Raw genomic sequence first — 19291 nt, 5'->3', positions numbered from 1 at the left:
GTGGAACACAGGAAGAGCCGGGACATCCGTCCCGGCTCTTCCTGTGTCGCTATGAAGGGTCAGCGGACCTGGAGGGTCAGCATGCCCTTCGAGTTGGACTGCACGACCTCGATCTTCGTTCCCGAACCGGCGACGACGACGGACCCCTGCGGATTCGTGGCGTCGTAGTAGGCGTTCGGGTTCGTGTCATCGAACACCGGCACGCCCGGCCGTGACGGCGCGGTGAGCGTCGTCATGCCGGCAGCGGTCTCGCGGTGCAGGGACAGCACATCCGTAGCCTGTTTGCCGAAGGTCGCATCGAAGCTCTGGATACGGTTGCGCACCACGGTGCCGTCGGACCAGGTGAGCGCCGCGGGATGGGCATCCACGGGCAGGGCAAGGCCCGCACCGGGGTGCTGGCGCGTGTTGTTGTTGCGCTGGGCCGTGTTCCAGTAGGTGATGCTCAGGCCGTCCTGGTACGGGTAGTGCTCCACCGTGTCCGGCGCCGTGGCCGCCCAGCCGAAGTTGTACGGGCCCTCGGCGAGTGTGGCGTCGTACCCGGCGTAGACCCGGTTCTCGGCGATGTAGAAACGGTTGTTCCCCGCGGCGTCCTTCGGCAGGTTCACGACGACGGCCTGCGGCGCCTTCGTGGCGTGGAAGGACGGGCCGATCTTGTGGGTCGACTTCACGCCGGCGGTGGCGACGTCGTAATCCAGCCAGCCGAGCTGCAGCTTCTCCCAGGCACCCATGTGGTTGGGCTTGGTGCCGATCGCACCGTCTCCGTGGCCGAGCCACGAGCCCGAGCTCATGAGGGTCCAGAAGCCTGTGCCGTTCTCGCCGCCGCTCGTGTCGTACAGGTCGGGCAGTCCCAGATCGTGCCCGTACTCGTGGGCGAAGACGCCCAGGCCGCCGTTCTCGGGCTCCGTGGTGTAATCACGGATCCAGACCTTCGAGTCGCCGATCTTGATGCCACCGTAGGGGTTCGCTGCGGGTCCGGAGGTCCCGCGACCCGCCTGGCCCACGGCCCAGCGGTGCGACCAGATGGCCGACGACGCCGCGCCTGCCTCCTCGCCCTCGCCCGCGTGGATCGCCTGGAAGTGGTCGATGTACCCGTCGGGCTCGTTGAAGTCGCCGTCGTTGTCGTAGTCGTAGCGGTCCCACTGGTCGAACGTGGCCAGGTAGGCGTCGATCTCGGCGGCTGTCTTGCCCGCGGCGATCTGGGAGTCGTACCAGGCGTCCGCGGTGTCCTGTACGAAGCGGGTCATGTCCGCCTGGCTCTCGGTCTCGCCGTAGCTGGCCGACGAGTACGGGACGGTCACCCAGTCGCTGACGTCACCGTCCACCGTGTAGCGGCCGCTCGACATCTCCTCGTAGACACCCTTGAGTGACTCGTCCTCCTCGCTGAAGAACATGTCGAGGTAGTGGTCGCGGTCGAAGGTGTCGGACCAGTAGGTGGAGTTGTCCACGGCCCGGTTCGGTTCCTGGATGGTGTTGTGCGTGGGGCCGGCAGGGGCGGTGGGGAAGCGGGGGTCCGGCGTGGTTCCGAAGTCGACGAGGAAGGACAGGATCTGGTCGCTGTCCTGCAGGCCGTACTGGGCCCACTGGCCCGGAGCCACCTTGACCGCCTTGGAGCCGTTGCGGTCCTCGACCTTCGCCTCGCCGGAGATCACCTGCTCCACGGCCTGCTGGTTGAGGTCGCGGCGTTCCTCTGCGGCGGGATCCGAGCGGTCGTCGAGTGTGGCCGCTGCACCGTCGGCGCCCGGCGAGGCAGTCAGGGAGGATGCGGTCGGGTCGGCGGTCGGCGAGTCCGCCGCCGTGCCGGGGGTGGCCTGCGCGCTCACGGGGGCGAGCACGACGGCGCTGGTCACGGCGAGCGCCAGAGCGCACCGCAGCCCCCGGGTCCGAGAGGTGAATTTCAAGGGGTCTCCTTCGTCAAAATGTCCCAGCTGAGGTGGTACCTGCCCAGGTCAGACGCCTGGGCCGACGAACATGTTGCCTAGGTCACACGTTCTGCAGGGGACGTTAGCACCGGGCTGGGACATTGTGGGAGCCCGTCGCGGCCGGAGAGCCGGCAATCGGTGCGACTCTGGCGCACGGAGGAGCCGCGGTCTATAGTGCGCCGCTCACACGAACCCTGCCAGCACCCCGGCAGCCTCGCCGAGCGCCTCCGAGCGCGTGGTCGCATGGACGGAGAGACGGATGCGGCTGTCCCCATGGCGGGTCGCGGTGATGCCGGCGGCCGCCAGCGCCGCGTGTGCCTCCTCCGCGCGTCCCCGCACCCCGGCGACCACGATCCCTGCCCGCTCGGCGCGGTCCCGGGGCGAGAGGACGGGCACCCCGGCGTCGTCGAGCTGCGTGATCAGCGCCTGTGCATGCGTCGAGACGAGGCCCTCGATCGCTGCCACGCCCACGGACTCCATCAGTTCGAGGGCCTCGGCGAAGGCGCCGGTGGCGTAGGGCGAGAGGTTGGAGATGGAGAAGCGCCCCGCACCGGGCAGGGGTGCATGCTCCTCGCCGTCGTACCGGTAGGCATCGGCGACACCCGTCCAGCCGGTCAGCACGGGCTCGAGCCGCGCCAGGGCCTGCTCCGACATCGCGATCCCGGCCACTCCCCACGCGCCCCGCACCCACTTCTGTGCACCGGAGATCAGGACGTCCGCCGGCGCCCACGCCGCGTCGACGACGCCGAAGGCCTGGATGCCGTCGACCACGAGGAGCCGATCCGGGCCGATCACCTCACGAATGCCGGCGAGGTCAGCCCGGTAGCCGGTGCGGAAGTCGACTGCGCTCACGCTCACGGCCACGGTGTCGTCCCCGAGCGAGCGGGCGACGGCGTCCGGCGTCATCTGCGTGCCGGGCTCGCCGATCAGGGCGATCCGGGCGCGCCCGGCCTCGGCCGTCCGCAGCCAGGGGTAGTGGTTGGAGGGGAACTCCCCGGCGCCGACCAGCACCGTACCCCGGGCAAGTCCGAAGGCCACCTGGAACAGCCCCAGGGACGTACTCCCGGTCAACCCCACCCGGTCGAGGGGAAAGCCGGTGAGTCGCGAGAAGGCGGACCTGGCCCGCAGCTCCTCGCCCTGCAGGTGGGCCATCGCGTCGGAGGAGGCATGCCCGGCCGTGTGCAGGAGGTCCGCCAGCCGGTCCGCGACCCTGCTCGACGGCGGCCCGAAGCTGGCGAAGTTCAGGTAGCCGGGAGGCTCGGAGAAGGCGCTCTGGTAGCTGGCGAAAGCGGCGGTGTCATCGGTCCCCGTAGTGTCCATGCCGCCCACCTTACGGTCCGGGCGCCAGCGCCTGGGCGCCCGATTCCGGCGGACGGCCGCACCACGCCCCACCGGTGTGATGCATCGTACGTGCCGTTTATTTTGAGTTACTCATAATAAGAATTAGCCTGATAGGACGGCAGGTCGCGGTACGACGCCTGGTTCACCACCTTCCGCGCCCGACCGCCGCCAACGAACTTCACCGCTTCCGAGTGGTGCCACCGACCGAAGGATGCCTCCATGACGATCATCGATCGCCCCACCATCACCCGACGCCCCACCACCTCCCCACAGCCCGGACGAACCACTGGGGCCGACGCCGCACGACGGTCGGCGGGCACCTACGTGACCACCCCGACGCCACGGCCGGACACCGAGGGCGCCTACGTGACGAGCTCCGCCGACGAACGCGCCGGACGCGTCAGCGCGCTCCGCCGCGGCACCTATGTGTCCACCGCGACGTTCGCCCCTCAGCTCGGCGGGTACTACACCTACTCCGGCTGACGCCCGGCAGGCGGTCGGCCCATCAGCATCGCCAGAGCCTCATCGGAGCGTCGCTGCGCCTCGAGATCATGGGCGCCGCCGCTGACGAGCAGTTCGTCCGCGCCGGTCCGGTGCTGCAGGTCCGCCAGGCCCCGTTCCACCTCCAGCGCAGTCCCGTGGATCGATGAGGCGAGCGACGCCTCCACGAGATCGGCCTCCCGCTTGGTAAGCGGGAGGCCGGTCTCAGCCTCGAGCGGCGGGAACGAGCCTTTCGTCCGCGAGGCAGCCAGTGCACGTGCTTCCGGCATCAGCAGGTGGCGGGCGTCCGCCGCCGTTGCCGCCACCGCGACGTTCAGGGAGGCGACCACGTACGGCCGCTCCCACCAGCGGGAGGGACGGAAGTCGGCGCGATAGCGCTCCAGCGCGCCGTCGGGATCCTGCAGCAGCACGGGCCCGCCGACGACGACGGCGAGCCCGGCGCGCGCCGCGGCCGCCAGGCCGCGCCCCGTGGCCAGCACGAACACCGGCGTCGTGCCGCGGTCCTGCGGGCGGGCCGTGACAGGCGCGGAGCCGTCGAGGAACGCGAGCAGGTCGGCGAGGTCCCGGTCGAAGCGCCGGGCATCCTCGTGCCCTGTCCGCAGGGCCGCCCGGACGGCCTGCGTGAACCCGAGGGAGCGGCCCAGGCCGAGGTCGAAGCGCCCTTCGGACAGCGCCGCCAGGGTTGCCGCCTGCTCGGCGACCACGAGGGGCTGATGGTTCGGGAGCATGATGCCTCCGGTCCCCACGCGGATCGTCGTCGTCCGCGCTGCCACCGCCGCGGCCAGCACGGCGGGCGCGGACCCGGCGATGCCCGGGACCCCGTGGTGCTCAGCAACCCAGAACCGACGGTAACCGAGCCGTTCGGCCTGCTCGGCGCGCCCCAGGACGTGCTCGAGGGTCTGCGCCTCGCTCGAGCCGCTCCGCGACTGGGCGCGGTCGAGGATGGACACGGCGGCGAAGGGAAGGGGCATGCCTGCGGGAACCGTCTGCGCGGCCGTCCCATTCCTCGACGAGGATCTCGCCCTCCTGCCGGCCTGACCGGGGCCCCGGCCGCAGGGACCCGCTCGCCGGAGCGATAGTGACGGTGGCACGCGGCAGGATGGGCCCTTGCCCCCGGCCGCGTTTCCGAGCCGGAGGTCCGTCGCCGAAAGGATTCCCGCCATGATGGGCGCCCACCATGCCGCCTGCGGCGCCGCCGCCTGGATCGCCGTCACGACACGCGTCGACCTGCACGCCGGGCCGCACCTCCCCGTCCTTCCGGAGACCGTGACCCTCGGTCTCGGGCTGCTGGAGGTGAGCCCGGTGGGGGTGGTCACCGGCGCGCTTGTCACCGCGGGGGCAGCCCTGCTGCCCGACGCCGATCATCGCAGCGCCACGATTGCCCACTCCCTTCCGCCGCTGTCCAATGTCTTCTGCTCGGCGGTCGGTGCGGTCTCCGGCGGACACCGCAAGGGAACGCACTCGTTGCTCGGGGTCATCGCCTTCGTCGGATGCGCGTTCGTCGCCGGACTGTGGACGGTGGAGACACAGCAGTTCGGCACCGTCTATCCGGGGGCGGGGCTGCTGACCGTGCTGCTCGTCTCCTTCGCCGCGAAGGCGCTGAAGATCATTCCCGACAACCTGCGCAAATCCCCGTGGGCCGTCGGCCTCACCGCCGGCGCGTTCATCACGGCCTTCGCCCCGGAGGAGCAGTTCTGGTTCCCGCTGGCCGTGGGGATCGGCGTCGTGGTCCACATCCTCGGCGATCTGCTGACCACGGGTGGCTGCAACCCGGTGTATCCGCTGCGCATCAGGCGCCCGCGCCGTCTCGCCGGGGTCCCGATCCTCGCGCAGGTCTGGCGGCCCAACGGCAACCTCGCCCTGCCGCTGCTGGGGAACGCGGGCTCCCTGCGCGAGTGGTGCCTCCTGGTTCCCGTCTCCCTCTACGCCGTCGGCGGCCTCGCCTGGGCGGTGGCCCGTTTCGACGACGGCGGCGGGGCGCTCCTGCGCGCCGCCGGGCTTCCCTGACCCATCGGTCGACAGGCCCCGAAAACAGCTGGAAACACGACCGGGCTACGCTCGGGTGCACGACCGGAACCGGAGGAGCCATGGAACGCAACGGACTGTTCTTCGACCCCCTGCAGGGCGAGGGATCGACACATCTCGACGCGCCACCGCAGGGGACTATGCCCCCACGGGAGGGGTCGGAGGCGCGGGCCGAGGCCGAACCCTCGCGCCACGCCACGGTACGACGCGACCGGCCGGCTCCGGAGGAGCTCGGGGCACAGCGACGGCGGGAACTCGACCGGGTCCAGGAGGACCTGCGGCTGATGGCGCAGGGGCGTCCCCCGGCGGGGGTGCGCCGCCGCGCCGCTGATCGTCGCGGCTAGCAGCCGTCCGGTCCGCAGGCCGGACCGTCGGCCGAGGGCGTCAGCGACACCAGCGGGTGGGCCTCCTGCCACGCCTGGTCGAGGGCCTGACGGAACAGCTCGGAGGGCTGGGCCCCCGAGATACCGTACTTCCGGTCGATGACGAAGAACGGGACGCCCTGCACACCGATCGTGCGGGCTTCCTCGATGTCCCGGCGCACATCGTCGGCGAACCGGTCCCCTGCCACGGTTGCCCGGATCTCCTCCTCGTCCAGTCCGATCCCGGTGCCGAGGGAGACGAGGATGTCGACGTCGGACGTGTCGAGGCCCTGCTCGAAGTGGGCCGACATGATGGCCTCCTTGGCCGCGCCACCCCGCCCGTGGGAGGACGCCAGGTGCAGGAAGCGGTGCGCTGTGAAACTGTTGCCCACCACGATGCGGTCGAAGTCGAAGTCGAGCCCTTCGCCCGCCGCCTGCTGGGCGAGGTGTTCCCACATCTGGCGGACCTGGTCCGGATCGATGCCCTTGCGCTCGGCGAGGTACTGCTGCTCCGTGCCGTCGTAGTGGTCCGGAAGGCCCGGATCCAGCTGATAGCTCTTCCACGTCACCTCGACGCCGTCCTTGTGCGGGAAGTCCGCGAGGGCTTTCTCGAAGCGGCGCTTGCCCACGAAACACCACGGGCACTTCACATCTGACCAGATCTCAATCTTCATGTCCGGCACAACGGCGGTGGGCTCGGGCCCTATTCCCTGGGGAACAGGGCCCGGGACCGTGCGGCTACCGCCGGTTGAGCAGATTGCGGATCATGCCGCCTGCCTTGCCGGAGGGCATCGGCGTGCCGCGCCGCCCGCCGGATGCACCTCCGGTGCGGCCCGTCGTCGTGCCCCTGCCGGATCGGCCGAGGTAGCGGCTGGCCGCGTTCTTGACCATGCTGCTGATTCCCATGGGATCTCCTTCGATCGTCCTGTTCGCACCCGGAAGATCAGGTGGCTTAGTAGTTTACCCGTCGGCGGTTCCGGGGACCAGCGCCCAGGTGCCCGGAACCGCCGGCCGCTGCGGGCGTACGGTGGACGGATGAGCGTACCTCTCCAGTCCAGGGTCACCTTCGATGGTCGCTTCGCGCGGGAGCTTCCCGAACTGGCGGTCGCGTGGCAGGCGGACGCCGCCCCCGCGCCGCGCCTCCTCGCCCTCAACGAGTCGCTCGCGGAGCACCTCGGCTTCGACGTCGCGTTCCTCCGCTCCGCCGAGGGGCTCGCCTTCCTCACGGGCAACGCCGTACCCGAGGGTGCGACGCCGGTGGCGCAGGCCTACTCCGGCCACCAGTTCGGCAGCTTCAACCCGCGCCTCGGCGACGGCCGCGCGCTGCTCCTCGGCGAGATCACCGACGCCGACGGGAACGTCCGCGACGTCCACCTGAAAGGCTCCGGCCGCACGCCGTTCGCCCGCGGTGGTGACGGGCTCGCCGTCGTCGGGCCCATGCTCCGCGAGTACGTCATCAGCGAGGCCATGGAAGCCCTGGGCATCCCCACCACGCGGTCCCTCGCCGTCGTCGCCACGGGGCGCGACGTACAGCGCGAGACCGTGCTGCCCGGTGCGCTCCTCACCCGCGTCGCCCGCAGCCACCTGCGCGTCGGCAGTTTCCAGTACGCCGCGGCGAGCGGCGACCAGGACCTCCTCCGGCGGCTCGCCGGCCACGCCATCGACCGCCACTACCCGTCCGCGGTCGACGCCGACAACCCGTATCTCGCGCTCTTCTCATCGGTCGTGACGGCGCAGGCCACCCTCGTGGCGCAGTGGATGCTCACAGGTTTCATCCACGGCGTGATGAACACGGACAACATGACCATCTCCGGCGAGACCATCGACTACGGGCCCTGCGCCTTCATGGACGTGTTCGACTACGCCGCCGTCTACAGCTCCATCGACCACGCGGGACGCTACGCCTACGCCAACCAGCCCCTGATCGCCGAGTGGAACCTCGCGCGCCTCGCCGAAGCTCTTCTCCCGCTCATCGGCGAGGACCAGGACGCAGCGGTGGCGGCCGCCGTCGCCGCCCTCGAGGAGTTCCGCCCCCGGTACAGCGGTGTGTGGCTCGCCGGGATGAAGGCCAAGCTCGGACTGCCCGACGGGGTCGCCGACGGGGTCGCGTCCCCGCTCGCCAACGACGTGCTCACCCTGCTGCAGGAGAACCATGTGGACTACTCCACCTTCTTCCGGGGACTCTCCTCGGCGGCCCGCGGTGACGCGCGGCCCGCCCGGGACAGGGTGCTCGACGTCGCCGCGTTCGACGCCTGGGCGGAACGCTGGCTCGCGCTGCACCCCGATGCCGACGCGATGGACGCCGTGAACCCGGTCTACATCCCGCGGAACCATCTGGTCGAGGAAGCGCTCGGGTCCGCGACCGGCGGCGACCTCGAGCCGCTGGACCGGCTCGTCGACGTGCTGCGCCGACCGTTCGACGAACGCCCCGGGCTCGAGCGCTATGCGGCCGGACCGCCGGAGGACTTCGGCGCGTACACCACCTACTGCGGCACGTGAGCGAGGCGGGAGGCCGGGCCGGCTAGCCATCCATCAGCAGGCTGAGTAGCGTTGAAGGCCCTTGGGGAGGGTCCGGCCGTCGTGGCGTCCCACCCCTGAGACGACCTGACAGGACCTGACACAGGAGGTGGCCGCCCGCATGGCATCCGCAGAGAACACCCCGGAGGACGGGACCTACACCGTCCCGCAGACCGAGACCCCCGAGGGGCGGAAGACCATCCGGAAGGCCATCGGCGCATCCGCCGTCGGCAACGCCACCGAGTGGTTCGACTACGGCGTCTACGCCGTCGTCGTCGGTTACATCACCGCGAACTTCTTTCCCGGCGGCGACGAGGGCTCGGGGACCATCTGGGCTCTCGCCACCTTCGCGGTCTCCTTCCTCGTCCGACCGCTGGGGGGATTCGTCTGGGGCCCCCTCGGGGACCGGTTGGGGCGGCGGAAGGTCCTGGCCCTCACCATCATGCTGATGGCCGGGGCCACCTTCTGCATCGGGCTGCTGCCCACCTTCAGCCAGATCGGCTACTGGGCCCCGGCGCTGCTGGTGTTCCTGCGCCTGGTGCAGGGCTTCTCCACGGGCGGCGAGTACGGCGGCGCGGCCACCTTCATGGCGGAGTACTCCCCCGACAGGAAGCGGGGCTTCTTCGGGAGCTTCCTCGAATTCGGCACGATCTTCGGATTCGCGCTCGGCACCGCAATCACCCTCTTCCTGCAGCTCATCCTCGGCGAGCAGACCATGAACGAGTGGGGTTGGCGCCTGCCGTTCCTCATCGCGGGGCCCATGGGCCTGATCGGCCTCTACCTACGCTCCAAGCTCGAGGACACGCCGGTCTTCCGTGAGTTCGAGGACGACGCCGAGGCCCAGGGTGCCGGTTCGAAGCTGAAGGACCTCGTCTCGCAGTACTGGCGTCCCATGCTCGCCATGGCCGGGCTCGTGATCGCCCTGAACGTGGCCAACTACACCCTGCTCAGCTACATGCCCACCTACCTCGAGACACGGATCGGCCTGAGCGCGGACGGTTCCCTGACGCTGATCCTCGTCGGGCAGCTCGTCATGATGTGCCTCATCCCGTTCGCGGGCAGGCTCTCCGACAGGGTGGGCCGCAAGCCCATGTGGTGGACCTCCATGGGCGGGCTGTTCGTCGCGGCCATCCCGATGTACCTGCTGATGGGCACCGGGTTCGTCGGTGCGCTGATCGGGTTCGCGGTCCTCGGGGTGCTGTACGTCCTGCAGCTGGCCACCATCTCCGCGACCTTCCCCGCCATGTTCCCCACCCAGGTGCGGTTCGCGGGATTCGCGATCACCTACAACCTGGCGACGGCGGTCTTCGGCGGCACGGCCCCGCTTGTGAACGACGCCCTGATCGCCGCCACGGGCAACCTCCTGGTGCCGGCGTTCTACATGATGGCGGCCTGCCTGGTCGGGATGGCGGCTCTGCCGTTCGCGCGGGAGACCGCAGGCGAATCCATCCGGGGCACCGATCTGCCCGGGGAGCCCACCGCTGCGGAGCGCGCAACCAGCCGCTGAGACCCGCTGGTGAACGACGCCTCGGTGTTCCGCGTCAGGATGCCGCGTTGATCTCCAGCTCCGCCTCCACTGCCAGGTTCCGCAGCAGGCGCAGGTCGAGCGTGGAGAGGGTGCGCGGCGCCGTGTCGAGGATGCACATGCTGCCGATGAACCATCCGCCCGGACCGCGCAGCGGCACGCCGGCGTAGAAGCGGATGAAGGGAGCCTGCACCACGAAGGCATTGGACCGGAACCGGGGATGCTCAAGGGTGTCGGTGACGATCAGGTCGGTCTCACCCTCGATGGCCACCGAGCAGAAGGAGGCGTCCCGGGGGATGACGCGGGTCAGCGATCCCATCACCGACTTCAGGTACTGGTGGTCATCCGCCACGAGGGAGATGCTCGCCGCGCTCACCCCGAAGAGCGCACGGGCGCGGCGCGTGAGCCGGTCGAAGCGTTCCTCGTCCCCCGACTCCATCAGCCCGGTTCGGTCGAGTGAGCGGAGCCGCTGGAGTTCCGCCTCCCGCAGGGGGCGCGGGAGGCGGCGGTTCCCGGCCCGTGCGGGTGCCGTGAGCAGTGCCATGTCGTGTCCCCCTCGCGCTGTCGGTCGTGCGGATCGTGCCCCTTCAATGATCGCTCGGCTGTGTGGCAGTCATCCTGCTTTTCATGCACCATCAGCACAGGATTGGGGCAGGATTTCATGCTGGGGGCCGCCGCTGCCGTGCCGACGGTCGGGACGCCGTCCCGCGGCGTCTCACGCCGGCGCCTCGCGCCGTGAGCAGACGCGCGCGGACGTGGGCTCGTGCAGCTAGCGGATTCCGGCCCGACGGCGGCGGTCGTGATCAGACCGCAGGTCGCGGTTGAGGCGACGGTCGCCGTGGTACAGGATCGCTTCCCAGTCCGCCTCGGCCGCCGTCTTCGGGATGACCTTCGACTCCTCGACCTTCTTCACCCGTGGCGCAACGTACAGCCAGTTCAGGACGCCGAGCCACATGTCCACCACCGAGTTGCTGATGCCGATGTAGGCGCGGATGGCTCCTGCCGCGAGCATCGCATTCAGCCCGGCGAAGACGGCGTTGCCCCAGTTCTGCACCATCACGTCCCGTGCGAGGGTCAGCAGCGAGAACGCCACGATCAGATACGGGATCAGGACGTACAGTCCGGGAGCCGCCGTGCGGTCCTTCACCTTGGGCGTCCGGACGAACGGGATCTTCTCCCCCGTGAAGGCCTGCTGGATGGACTTCAGCACCCCGGCGAGGTTGACCGGCAGCAGCACCAGGTTGAAGCCGTAGATCCGGAAGATGTCCGAGAAGCGGTGCCCGCAGTCGCGGAGGTCGCTGCCCATCGCCAGGAAGTACGGCGCGGCGGCGAGGAAGACCACGGGGCTCAGCAGCCTGCTGTCGTAGGGGTAGGCGAGGAGGAACAGCAGCCCGAAGCTGGCCCAGGCGATGGATGCCATGTAGTTGACCCGCAGCAGCACCTCCCGGAACAGCACCTGCTCGCGCAGGTGGCGCCGTCGTCGTAGCTGGTTCCACAGTTTCGGCAGGATCAGCAGGCCGCCGTTGGCCCAGCGCCGGCGCTGGACCACGAGGGAGCCGAAGTCCGGCGGCGTGGCGCTGTAGCTCAGGCGCTCCGGGTAGTTCATGAGCGTCCAGCCGTGCGTCCCGAGATCCACGCTCGATTCGGTGTCCTCGATGACGGTGCGGTCCTGGATGTAGGTCTTGATCTCGAAGCCGCCCACGTTCTCGACCTCGACGATGTCCTCCACCGCCGTCTTCCGGATGACGGCGTTGGCACCCACCCAGAACGTGGCGCCGTAGTAGGTCATGCCCTGGTGCAGGATGTGCTGGATGTCCGTGGACGCCCCGGCCACGCGTTCGATGCGCGTCGGCGCTCCACGGAAGGACGAGTACGGGGTCTGCGTGACCGCGATGCGCTCGTTGCCGGGCGATTCCAGGAGGTGCACGAGCCGCACGCAGTAGTCGCGCAGCAGCAGGGAATCGGCGTCGAGCGTGAGCAGGTAGGTGGAGTCGGGGACGTCCAGGACGTCGTCGCCGTCGGCCGTCTCGCCGTCGGCCAAGGGGCGCAGCACCGTGCCGGTGGCGACCTGCTCCTTCCGCCAGCGCTGGCCCATGAGGGAGATGTAGGCGTTGAGGTTCATGGCCTTGTTCGCCTCGTGGGAGAGGGACGCGTACGCCTTGCGCTCGAAGGTCTCGAGCCGTGTGTTGAAGATGCGGACCAGCCGCACGTACAGCTCCCGCACGCGGTCCGGTTCCGGGCACTGCTCCTGGACCAGTGCGGCGTCGAGCGCGTACATGGTCAGGCGCAGCTCACGGGCCAGCCCCATGATGACCAGATCCACGAAGAACTCGTCCACGTGGTCCTCCACGCGTTCCGTGTCCGCCATGTCCTCGAGCCAGACCGCGGCCGACTCGTAGGCCGCGATGAGCGGGGGAAGATCGGCGCACGACGGCGGGGCGTCCGCGCCACGCCCGGCGAGCGCCTCCTCGAACGCGGCCAGCGCGGCGGTGGCGCGGGTGGACGGCTCGAGCAGGGCCGACTCGATCTCGAGGCTCAGGGCGCGCGTGGCATCGAGGCGCTGCCGGATCACGGGATCCTTCGGGTGCGGTGGATCATCCAGGAGCAGCACCACGCGGATGTTGGGGAACTCCTGCAGCGCCGCGGACCACAGGGTGGCGCGGACCACGGCGGGCTCCTCCGCGTAGGAGGGGACCAGGACCGTGATGGCCTCGTGGTGGTCGGCGAAGTGGCGGTCCAGCTCACCGCGCGGCACCCGGCGGTGGTCCCGGAACCGGTAGAGCGCCCCCTGGCGGGCCAGCAGGTACATCAGCGCCGAGAAGGTCAGGAACGTGACGACGATCAGGTACGACGTCGCCTCGAGCTGGAACCGGAAGCCGGCGTTGGGGTTGTTGGCGAACTCCCGCACGATCGTCGTGATGATGTAGGTCAGCCAGGCGAGCACCGTCGTGACGATGGCGATCCGGCCCAGGGCGATCTTCCGTGACGACGGCGTCGGGTGCACGATCGAGAGCGGTTCCGACCTCCGCTCCGCCCCCCACTGGCGACGACGCGCCGGGCCGGTGCCGGCGGGGCTCTCCGCGGTCAGGACGTTCCCCGATCGGGCACCCTGCGCGGAGGTCGATGCGGAGTCCTCCGTCGCAGGCGACGGACGATCGGAGCGGTTGCCGTCGGACGACGGCACAGTGGTGCGGTTCTTGGACATATCTACCCCAGCAGTTGGCGGAGGACGCCCGTGAGCATCCATCCGTGAGACCCGATTGTGCCCACTACGCCCTGCGTCCGACATGATGCAGCCGCGCGAACCGTATGTGACGCCGATAACAGTATCATTTAAGGTTCAAGCAGCTGAGCGCCCTTCTCACGCGCTGTTCCCTCGACTGCTGTCACGATGATCTGGGGTTCCTGTGTCTACTCGTTTTCCCGGCCGGAGGCTGTCCTTCGTCCGCCTGTCCCTGCTGTCCGCCGTTGTCGCAGCCGTCGCGATCGGCGGCCTCTCCGGCTTCAACCGCTGGGAGGACGCCCGCGTCGCCGAGAGCACGGGGGCGTTCTTCGCCGGGTACGTGGACGTGACCGCGACGCCGTCGTACGCCTTCGAGGATCCCGCCGTGAAGACGGGCGGCAGCGTGGTGCTGTCCTTCATCGTCGCGGCGAAGACCGACCCGTGCGAGCCCTCCTGGGGAACCTACTACGGGCTGGACGAGGCCGAGGCGGCACTCGATCTGGACCGCCGCGTGGCACGCATGGCGCAGAACGGCGGCGAGGTCATCGTGTCCTTCGGCGGGCTCCTCAACGACGAACTCGCCACCTCCTGCACCGATCCGGAGGACCTGGCGGACGCGTACGCCGACGTCATCGACCGGTACGAGCTCTCCACCGTGGACCTCGACATCGAGGGAGAGAACCTGCGCGACACCGCCGCCGGGAAGCGCCGCGCCGAGGCGATGGCGACGCTGCAGGCCGAGCGCGCCGATTCCGACACTCCGCTCAACGTGTGGCTGACACTTCCCGTGGCCCCCACCGGGATGACCGCCGAGGGCACTGCAGCCGTCGCGCAGTTCCTCGAGGCCGGCGTCGACCTCGCCGGGGTGAACGTCATGACCATGGACTACGGTGCCAGCCGGCCCGAGGGGACGGACATGCTGACGGCCTCGCAGAACGCCGCCGACGCCACGCACCGCCAGTTGCAGGTGCTGTACCAGCGGGCGGGCATCGAGATCGGCCCGCAGGCCGCCTGGCGGAAGATCGGCCTCACGCCGATGATCGGGCAGAACGACGTCAAGGGCGAGGTGTTCACGCTCGACGACGCCAAGGCCTTCAACACCTTCGCGACCGAGCGCGGGGCCGGCCGGATGTCCCTGTGGTCGCTGAACCGCGACGGCACCTGCAGCGAGAACTACGCGGACACCACCGTGGTCTCGGACGCCTGCAGCGGCATCGACCAGCAGGGGCTGCTGTTCGCGCCCCTGCTCGGCGAGGGCTTCGACGGCCGCGCCGCGACGCTCTCCGACGAACCCGTGGTCGAGGAGACACCGGAGGCCCTCGTCGAGGACGATCCGAAGACGAGCCCCTACCCGATCTGGTCCGACGTCGGCACCTACCGCGAGGACGACCGCGTGGTGTGGCAGGGCAACGTGTACGTCGCGAAGTACTGGACGCAGGGCGATCTGCCGAACGATCCGGTGCTGCAGGCGGAGGAGACACCGTGGACGCTCCTCGGCCCGGTGCTGCCGAACGAGCGGCCCGTCCCCGCGGTCACCGCGCCGGCCGGCCTGTACCCGGTATGGGATGCGAAGGCGGTCTACGAGCGCGGCGACCGCATCCTCGTCGACGGCAAGGTGTTCGAGGCGAAGTGGTGGAGCCAGAGCGACAGCCCCGAGGCCGCCGTCCAGGGCTCCGACGCCTCACCCTGGCAGAAGCTCGACGACGCCGCCGTGCTGAAAATCGTCGAGCAGGAATCGGAGGAGGGCTGACACGGGCCTGCCGCGTCGCCTCCCGTACGGGTGGCGGCGCGGCAGGCCCGGGCACGGTTCGATGGAGGGGCCTAGCTGGTCGCGTCCTCCAGCAGCTCCGTCAGGGACGTGAGGGGTACGGGCCTCGGCCGGGCCGCCGTACTCCGCACCGGGACCGAGGCTCCCTGCTCGGCCGAGCGCAGGAGGGACTCCATGACGTCGAGCACGTGAAAGGCGAGCGTCCCGTTGGCGCGGTGCTCCTCACCGGGTGACGCCAGCGCCATGTCCGCGAGCCCGTATCCCCTGCCGGCGTCGATATAGCCCGCCGAGCTGGGGACGGCGTCCCACCCGACCTCCCGGTTCCCCAGAGCGCAGATCGACACCTCGCCCTCGAAGTAGTTGGGGTCCGGGACGGTGAGGCTTGCGAGTTCCCCGTGGATCTCGATGTTCGAGGATCTCGTCTGCACGGCGTCGAAGCTCATGATCAGCGTGGAGAGCGCACCGGACTCGTGCACCAGCACACCCGTGACGTGGGTGTCGATCGTGACGGGCACGGTCTCGCCCTCCCGCGGACCGCTGCCGATGGTCCGCTCCGCGCGCGTGTGGCTCGCCGCGCCGATCACCGAGGAGACCGGTCCCAGCAGGGTGACCAGGGCGCTCACGTAGTAGGGGCCCATGTCCAGGAGCGGTCCGCCCCCGGGAACGTAGTAGAAGTCCGGGTTGGGGTGCCACCGTTCGTGCCCCGGCGTCACCATGGTGGCGCTCGCCGAGATGGGCCGGCCGATCATGCCGGTGTCGATGGCGTGGCGGGCCGTCTGGATCCCCGTCCCCAGCACGGTGTCGGGCGCGCAGCCCACCCGGACGCCGGCTTTCTCCGCGGCGTCGAGGACGGTGCGGGCCTCGTCGGTGGTCATGGCGAGGGGCTTCTCCCCGTACACGTTCTTGCCCGCCGCGATGGCCCGCAGCGCGATCTCCGCGTGCGCCGCCGGGATGGTCAGGTTCAGGACCGTGTCCACCTCCGGATCCGCCAGCAGCTCGTCGACGGTCAGTGCCCGCACACCCTCCTGCTCGGCGGCCACCGCCTCCGCGCGGGCGAGATCGAGATCGGCCACCGCCCGGAGGGTCACGGACGGCAGGTGGGGCAGGGTCTTCAGGTACTGGGCCACGATCGCTCCGCAGCCGATGATTCCGATGTTCAGCGGCTCGCCCACAGCAAACCCCTTTCGATGATGGTGCGGACGTTCGGGTCATCGAGGATCTCGACGCGGTGTCCCGGGGTCGAGACGAAGATCCGTCCCTCACCCCACTGGCGGGTCCAGATGGCCGGGGAGGTCACCGGCCGGTTCCAGGGGTCCCACTCGCGGACGGCCTGGGTGGTGGTCGCGAGGACGTCGATGTAGTCGTCCGCGAGCACCCAGTACTGTTCTGTCACCAGGTCGAAATCGCCGATCCCGCGGGTGATCGGATGCTCGGCCGCGGCCGGCAGCATCGTGACGCGGTACGGCACGTAGTTGTCGGACTGCTCCCCCGTCCGCTCGTCCGGGTGCTTGCCCGGATGGCACGCGAACTGCCCGCCGATCAGGTGCAGGTAGTCGGACTCGTTGCGGTAGGAATCGGCGATGCCGCCGTGCCAGCCCGCCAGTCCCGTGCCCGCTTCGATGGCGGAGCGGAGGCCGGCGAACTCGTCCTTCTCGATGGTGTTCATGGTGTTGCACTGGAGGATCAGGTCCACGGACGCCATGTAGTCGGCGTCCGCGTAGATCTTCGGGGACTCCTCGACGCGGACGCTGTATCCGTTGTCGCGGAGGAACGGGATGAAACGGTCCGTCGCCTCGATGGGCTGGTGTCCGTCCCACCCGCCTCGGACGACGAGGGCTTCCTTCGTGGTCATGGTGCCTCTTTCCTGGGGGTGGAATCGTTGGTCGGGGGTGCTGAGGAGAACGCGGCGTCGAAGGACGCCGCGGGCGGCGCGATGGTCGACAGGTGCCGCACGAGGGCCAGCGCCCGGGGCGCGCCCGTCAGCCGGTCCATCCCGGCGTCCTCCCACTCGATACTCGTGGGGCCGGCATAGCCGATGGAGTTCAGCATGCGGAAGATCGGCTCCCACGGCACGTCGCCGTGCCCGGCGGTGACGAAGTCCCAGCCGCGGCGCGGATCGCCCCACGCGAGGTGCGAGCCGAGGCGGCCGTTCCTGCCGTTCAGGTTCCGCACCGATTCCTTCACGTGGACGTGGAAGATGTGCGGCGCGAAGTCCTGCAGGAACATCACCGGGTCGAGGTCCTGCCACATGAAGTGGGACGGATCGAAGTTCAGGCCGAAGCCGGGGCGGTCCCGCATCACCTCCAGGGTGCGCTGCGCCGTCCAGTAGTCGTAGGCGATCTCGGAGGGGTGCACCTCGAGCGCGAACCGGACCCCTTCGGCATCGAACACGTCCATGATCGGATTCCACCGCGCGGCGAAGTCCTCGTACCCACGCGTGATCATGTCCTCGGAGGCCGGCGGGAACATCGCCACGTACTTCCAGATGGAGGAGCCGGTGAAGCCCGTGACCGTCGTCGCGCCGAGCCTGGCCGCCGCCCGTGCGGCATCCTTCACGACGTCGGCGGCCCGCTGCCGGACACCCTCGGCGTCGCCGTCGCCCCAGACCTCGGGCGCGAGGATTCCCTGGTGGCGCTCGTCGATCGGGTCGTCGCAGACGACCTGGCCGGTGAGGTGGATCGCGATGGCATGGACCGCGAGGTCGTTCTCCGCGAGGATGCGGAGCCGGTCCTGGACGTAGGCGTCGTCATGGGCGGCCCGAACCGGGTCCAGGTGGTCGCCCCAGCAGGCGATCTCGAGTCCGTCGTACCCCCACTCCCCTGCCAGGCGTGCCACCTCCTCGAACGGGAGGTCCGCCCACTGGCCGGTGAACAGCGTCACGGGGCGGGCTGCGATGCCGCCTCCACCGTTGATGGCGTCAGACATGCTGCCACCCCGCGTCCTCCGCGGAACTGCGCTCGACGGCGCGCAGGACCTTCTGCACCTGCAGCGCGTCCTCGAAGGAGGGCGACGGCGTCCGCGCGTCGGCGATCGCCTGGACGAGATCCACCACCTGGTGCGTGAAGCCGTGCTCGTACCCGAGGCCGTGCCCCGCGGGCCACCAGTTGCCGGTGTAGGGGTGCACGGGTTCGGTCACGTTGATGGTGCTGAAGCCGGCCGTCTCCTGCGGCTGGGTGCCGTCGTAGAACTCGAGCGAGTTCATGTGCTCGAAGTCGAAGGCGAGCGAGCCGAGCGTCCCGTTGACCTCCAGCCGCATGGAGTTCTTCCTGCCGAGCGCGAAGCGGGTGGCCTCGAAGGCCCCGATCGCGCCGCCGTCGAACCGCGCGCTGAAGATCGCAGCGTCGTCCACCGTGACCTGCCCCATCCCGGAGTCGGCGGCGCCCGACCCGCCCAGCCCCGACCGCGCGCCGCTCAGCGGACGCTCGTGGACGAAGGTGTTCAGCAGCCCGGACACCCCGGAGATCTGGAGCCCGGTGACGTACTGCGCCGCGTCGATGCTGTGCGCACCGATGTCACCGAGTGCGCCGGAGCCGGACTTCTCGCGGTCGAGCCGCCACGTCATGGGCGAGGTCTCGTCCGAGAGCCAGTCCTGCAGGTACTGGGCACGCACGTGCCGGACGGTCCCGAGGCGCCCCTGCTCGACGAGCCGGCGTGCCAGCGTCAGGGCCGGGGTGCGGCGGTAGGAGAAGCCGCACATCGCGAACACGCCCCTCGCCTCGGCCTCCCGGGCGGCCGCCGTCATCCGCTCGGCCTCCTCGACCGAGTTGGCGAGCGGCTTCTCGCAGAGCACGTGCTTCCCGGCCTCGAGGGCCGCGATCGCGATCTCGGCGTGAGTATTCCCCGGAGTGCAGATGTCGATCAGGTCGACGTCGTCGCGTTCGATCAGTGCTCGCCAGTCCGTTTCGGTATCCCGCCAGCCGAAGGTGTCGGCCGCCGTCTTCACGGCGGCCGCATCGCGCCCGGCGAGGACGGCGAGCTCCGGCTGGAGCGGCAGGTCGAAGAAGCGTGGAGCGGTGCGCCACGCGTGGGAGTGCATGGCACCCATGAAGGCGTAGCCGACCATCCCGACGCGCAGGGCGGCTGGTGACGTGGAGGTCATGAAGCGGGACC

General features: G+C 69.9%; 17 protein-coding genes. 6 read left to right on the top strand and 11 right to left on the bottom strand.

From position 1 onward, the window contains the following. Positions 1–59: 59 nt before the first annotated feature. Both FJV46_RS08995 and FJV46_RS08990 read right to left on the bottom strand, forming a co-directional pair. On the bottom strand, positions 60–1898 hold the full coding sequence (locus FJV46_RS08995; RefSeq protein ID WP_232008548.1) for an immune inhibitor A domain-containing protein: 1839 nt from the start codon (positions 1896–1898) through the stop codon (positions 60–62). A gap of 204 nt (positions 1899–2102) precedes the next feature. Beyond that, entirely contained in the window at positions 2103–3239 is a 1137-nt protein-coding gene (locus FJV46_RS08990; RefSeq protein ID WP_087027655.1) for an aminotransferase class V-fold PLP-dependent enzyme, read from the bottom strand. Between the two features lie 240 nt (positions 3240–3479). Between FJV46_RS08990 and FJV46_RS08985 the strand changes: the two genes are divergently transcribed. After that, positions 3480–3743: a hypothetical protein gene (locus FJV46_RS08985; RefSeq protein ID WP_087027653.1), complete on the top strand. Its 264-nt coding sequence runs from the start codon at positions 3480–3482 to the stop codon at positions 3741–3743. Here FJV46_RS08985 and FJV46_RS08980 read toward each other — a convergent pair. Further along, a complete protein-coding gene (locus FJV46_RS08980) occupies positions 3731–4732 on the bottom strand; it encodes an MsnO8 family LLM class oxidoreductase (RefSeq protein WP_087027651.1) in 1002 nt (333 codons plus the stop codon). The genes FJV46_RS08985 and FJV46_RS08980 overlap by 13 nt on opposite strands. Before the next feature lie 190 nt (positions 4733–4922). Here FJV46_RS08980 and FJV46_RS08975 point away from each other — a divergent pair, with 190 nt between their 5' ends. Beyond that, positions 4923–5768 carry a metal-dependent hydrolase gene (locus tag FJV46_RS08975; RefSeq protein WP_087027649.1) on the top strand — a complete coding sequence of 282 codons (846 nt, stop codon included), beginning with the start codon at positions 4923–4925 and terminating at the stop codon, positions 5766–5768. Between the two features lie 80 nt (positions 5769–5848). Then, the gene (locus tag FJV46_RS08970; RefSeq protein WP_087027647.1) at positions 5849–6130 is read left to right on the top strand and encodes a hypothetical protein; all 282 of its coding nucleotides are present in this window, start codon (positions 5849–5851) and stop codon (positions 6128–6130) included. Here the strand turns inward: FJV46_RS08970 and FJV46_RS08965 are convergent. Both FJV46_RS08965 and FJV46_RS15225 read right to left on the bottom strand, forming a co-directional pair. Further along, positions 6127–6822, bottom strand: coding sequence for a DsbA family oxidoreductase (locus tag FJV46_RS08965; RefSeq protein WP_087027645.1), 696 nt, complete (start codon positions 6820–6822; stop codon positions 6127–6129). The two genes, FJV46_RS08970 and FJV46_RS08965, sit on opposite strands and share 4 nt — an antisense overlap. Before the next feature lie 64 nt (positions 6823–6886). Next, positions 6887–7054 (bottom strand): hypothetical protein, encoded by a 168-nt coding sequence (locus FJV46_RS15225; RefSeq protein ID WP_158250095.1) that lies wholly within the window; start codon positions 7052–7054, stop codon positions 6887–6889. A gap of 129 nt (positions 7055–7183) precedes the next feature. On the opposite strand from FJV46_RS15225, the gene FJV46_RS08960 reads away from it, so the two are divergent. Beyond that, positions 7184–8647 (top strand): protein adenylyltransferase SelO, encoded by a 1464-nt coding sequence (locus tag FJV46_RS08960; protein WP_087027643.1) that lies wholly within the window; start codon positions 7184–7186, stop codon positions 8645–8647. 139 nt (positions 8648–8786) lie between these two features. Beyond that, positions 8787–10172: an MFS transporter gene (locus FJV46_RS08955; protein ID WP_087027641.1), complete on the top strand. Its 1386-nt coding sequence runs from the start codon at positions 8787–8789 to the stop codon at positions 10170–10172. Between the two features lie 34 nt (positions 10173–10206). Here FJV46_RS08955 and FJV46_RS08950 read toward each other — a convergent pair whose 3' ends face one another. Together FJV46_RS08950 and FJV46_RS08945 are read right to left on the bottom strand one after the other, a co-directional pair. After that, positions 10207–10734 carry a GAF domain-containing protein gene (locus FJV46_RS08950; protein ID WP_087027639.1) on the bottom strand — a complete coding sequence of 176 codons (528 nt, stop codon included), beginning with the start codon at positions 10732–10734 and terminating at the stop codon, positions 10207–10209. Positions 10735–10959: 225 nt separating this feature from the next. Next, positions 10960–13395 (bottom strand): glycosyltransferase family 2 protein, encoded by a 2436-nt coding sequence (locus FJV46_RS08945; RefSeq protein WP_087027638.1) that lies wholly within the window; start codon positions 13393–13395, stop codon positions 10960–10962. 202 nt (positions 13396–13597) lie between these two features. Here FJV46_RS08945 and FJV46_RS08940 point away from each other — a divergent pair, with 202 nt between their 5' ends. After that, the gene (locus FJV46_RS08940) at positions 13598–15163 is read left to right on the top strand and encodes a chitinase (RefSeq protein WP_087027636.1); all 1566 of its coding nucleotides are present in this window, start codon (positions 13598–13600) and stop codon (positions 15161–15163) included. Positions 15164–15234: 71 nt separating this feature from the next. On the opposite strand, the gene FJV46_RS08935 is transcribed toward FJV46_RS08940, so the two are convergent. From FJV46_RS08935 to FJV46_RS08920, 4 genes are read right to left on the bottom strand one after another with little or no spacing between them, the layout of a single operon-like run. Beyond that, entirely contained in the window at positions 15235–16353 is a 1119-nt protein-coding gene (locus FJV46_RS08935; RefSeq protein WP_087027634.1) for a Gfo/Idh/MocA family protein, read from the bottom strand. After that, positions 16338–17033, bottom strand: coding sequence for a ThuA domain-containing protein (locus FJV46_RS08930; protein ID WP_087027632.1), 696 nt, complete (start codon positions 17031–17033; stop codon positions 16338–16340). The genes FJV46_RS08935 and FJV46_RS08930 overlap by 16 nt, the downstream gene beginning before the upstream one ends. Continuing rightward, positions 17030–18106, bottom strand: coding sequence for a sugar phosphate isomerase/epimerase family protein (locus FJV46_RS08925; protein ID WP_087027630.1), 1077 nt, complete (start codon positions 18104–18106; stop codon positions 17030–17032). The genes FJV46_RS08930 and FJV46_RS08925 overlap by 4 nt, the downstream gene beginning before the upstream one ends. Continuing rightward, positions 18099–19280 (bottom strand): Gfo/Idh/MocA family protein, encoded by a 1182-nt coding sequence (locus tag FJV46_RS08920; protein ID WP_087027628.1) that lies wholly within the window; start codon positions 19278–19280, stop codon positions 18099–18101. The genes FJV46_RS08925 and FJV46_RS08920 overlap by 8 nt, the downstream gene beginning before the upstream one ends. Between the last annotated feature and the right edge of the window lie 11 nt (positions 19281–19291).

This window comes from Arthrobacter agilis (genome assembly GCF_006494655.1).
Classification (GTDB): domain Bacteria; phylum Actinomycetota; class Actinomycetes; order Actinomycetales; family Micrococcaceae; genus Arthrobacter_D; species Arthrobacter_D agilis.
This window is presented reverse-complemented; position numbering and strand designations above follow the sequence as displayed.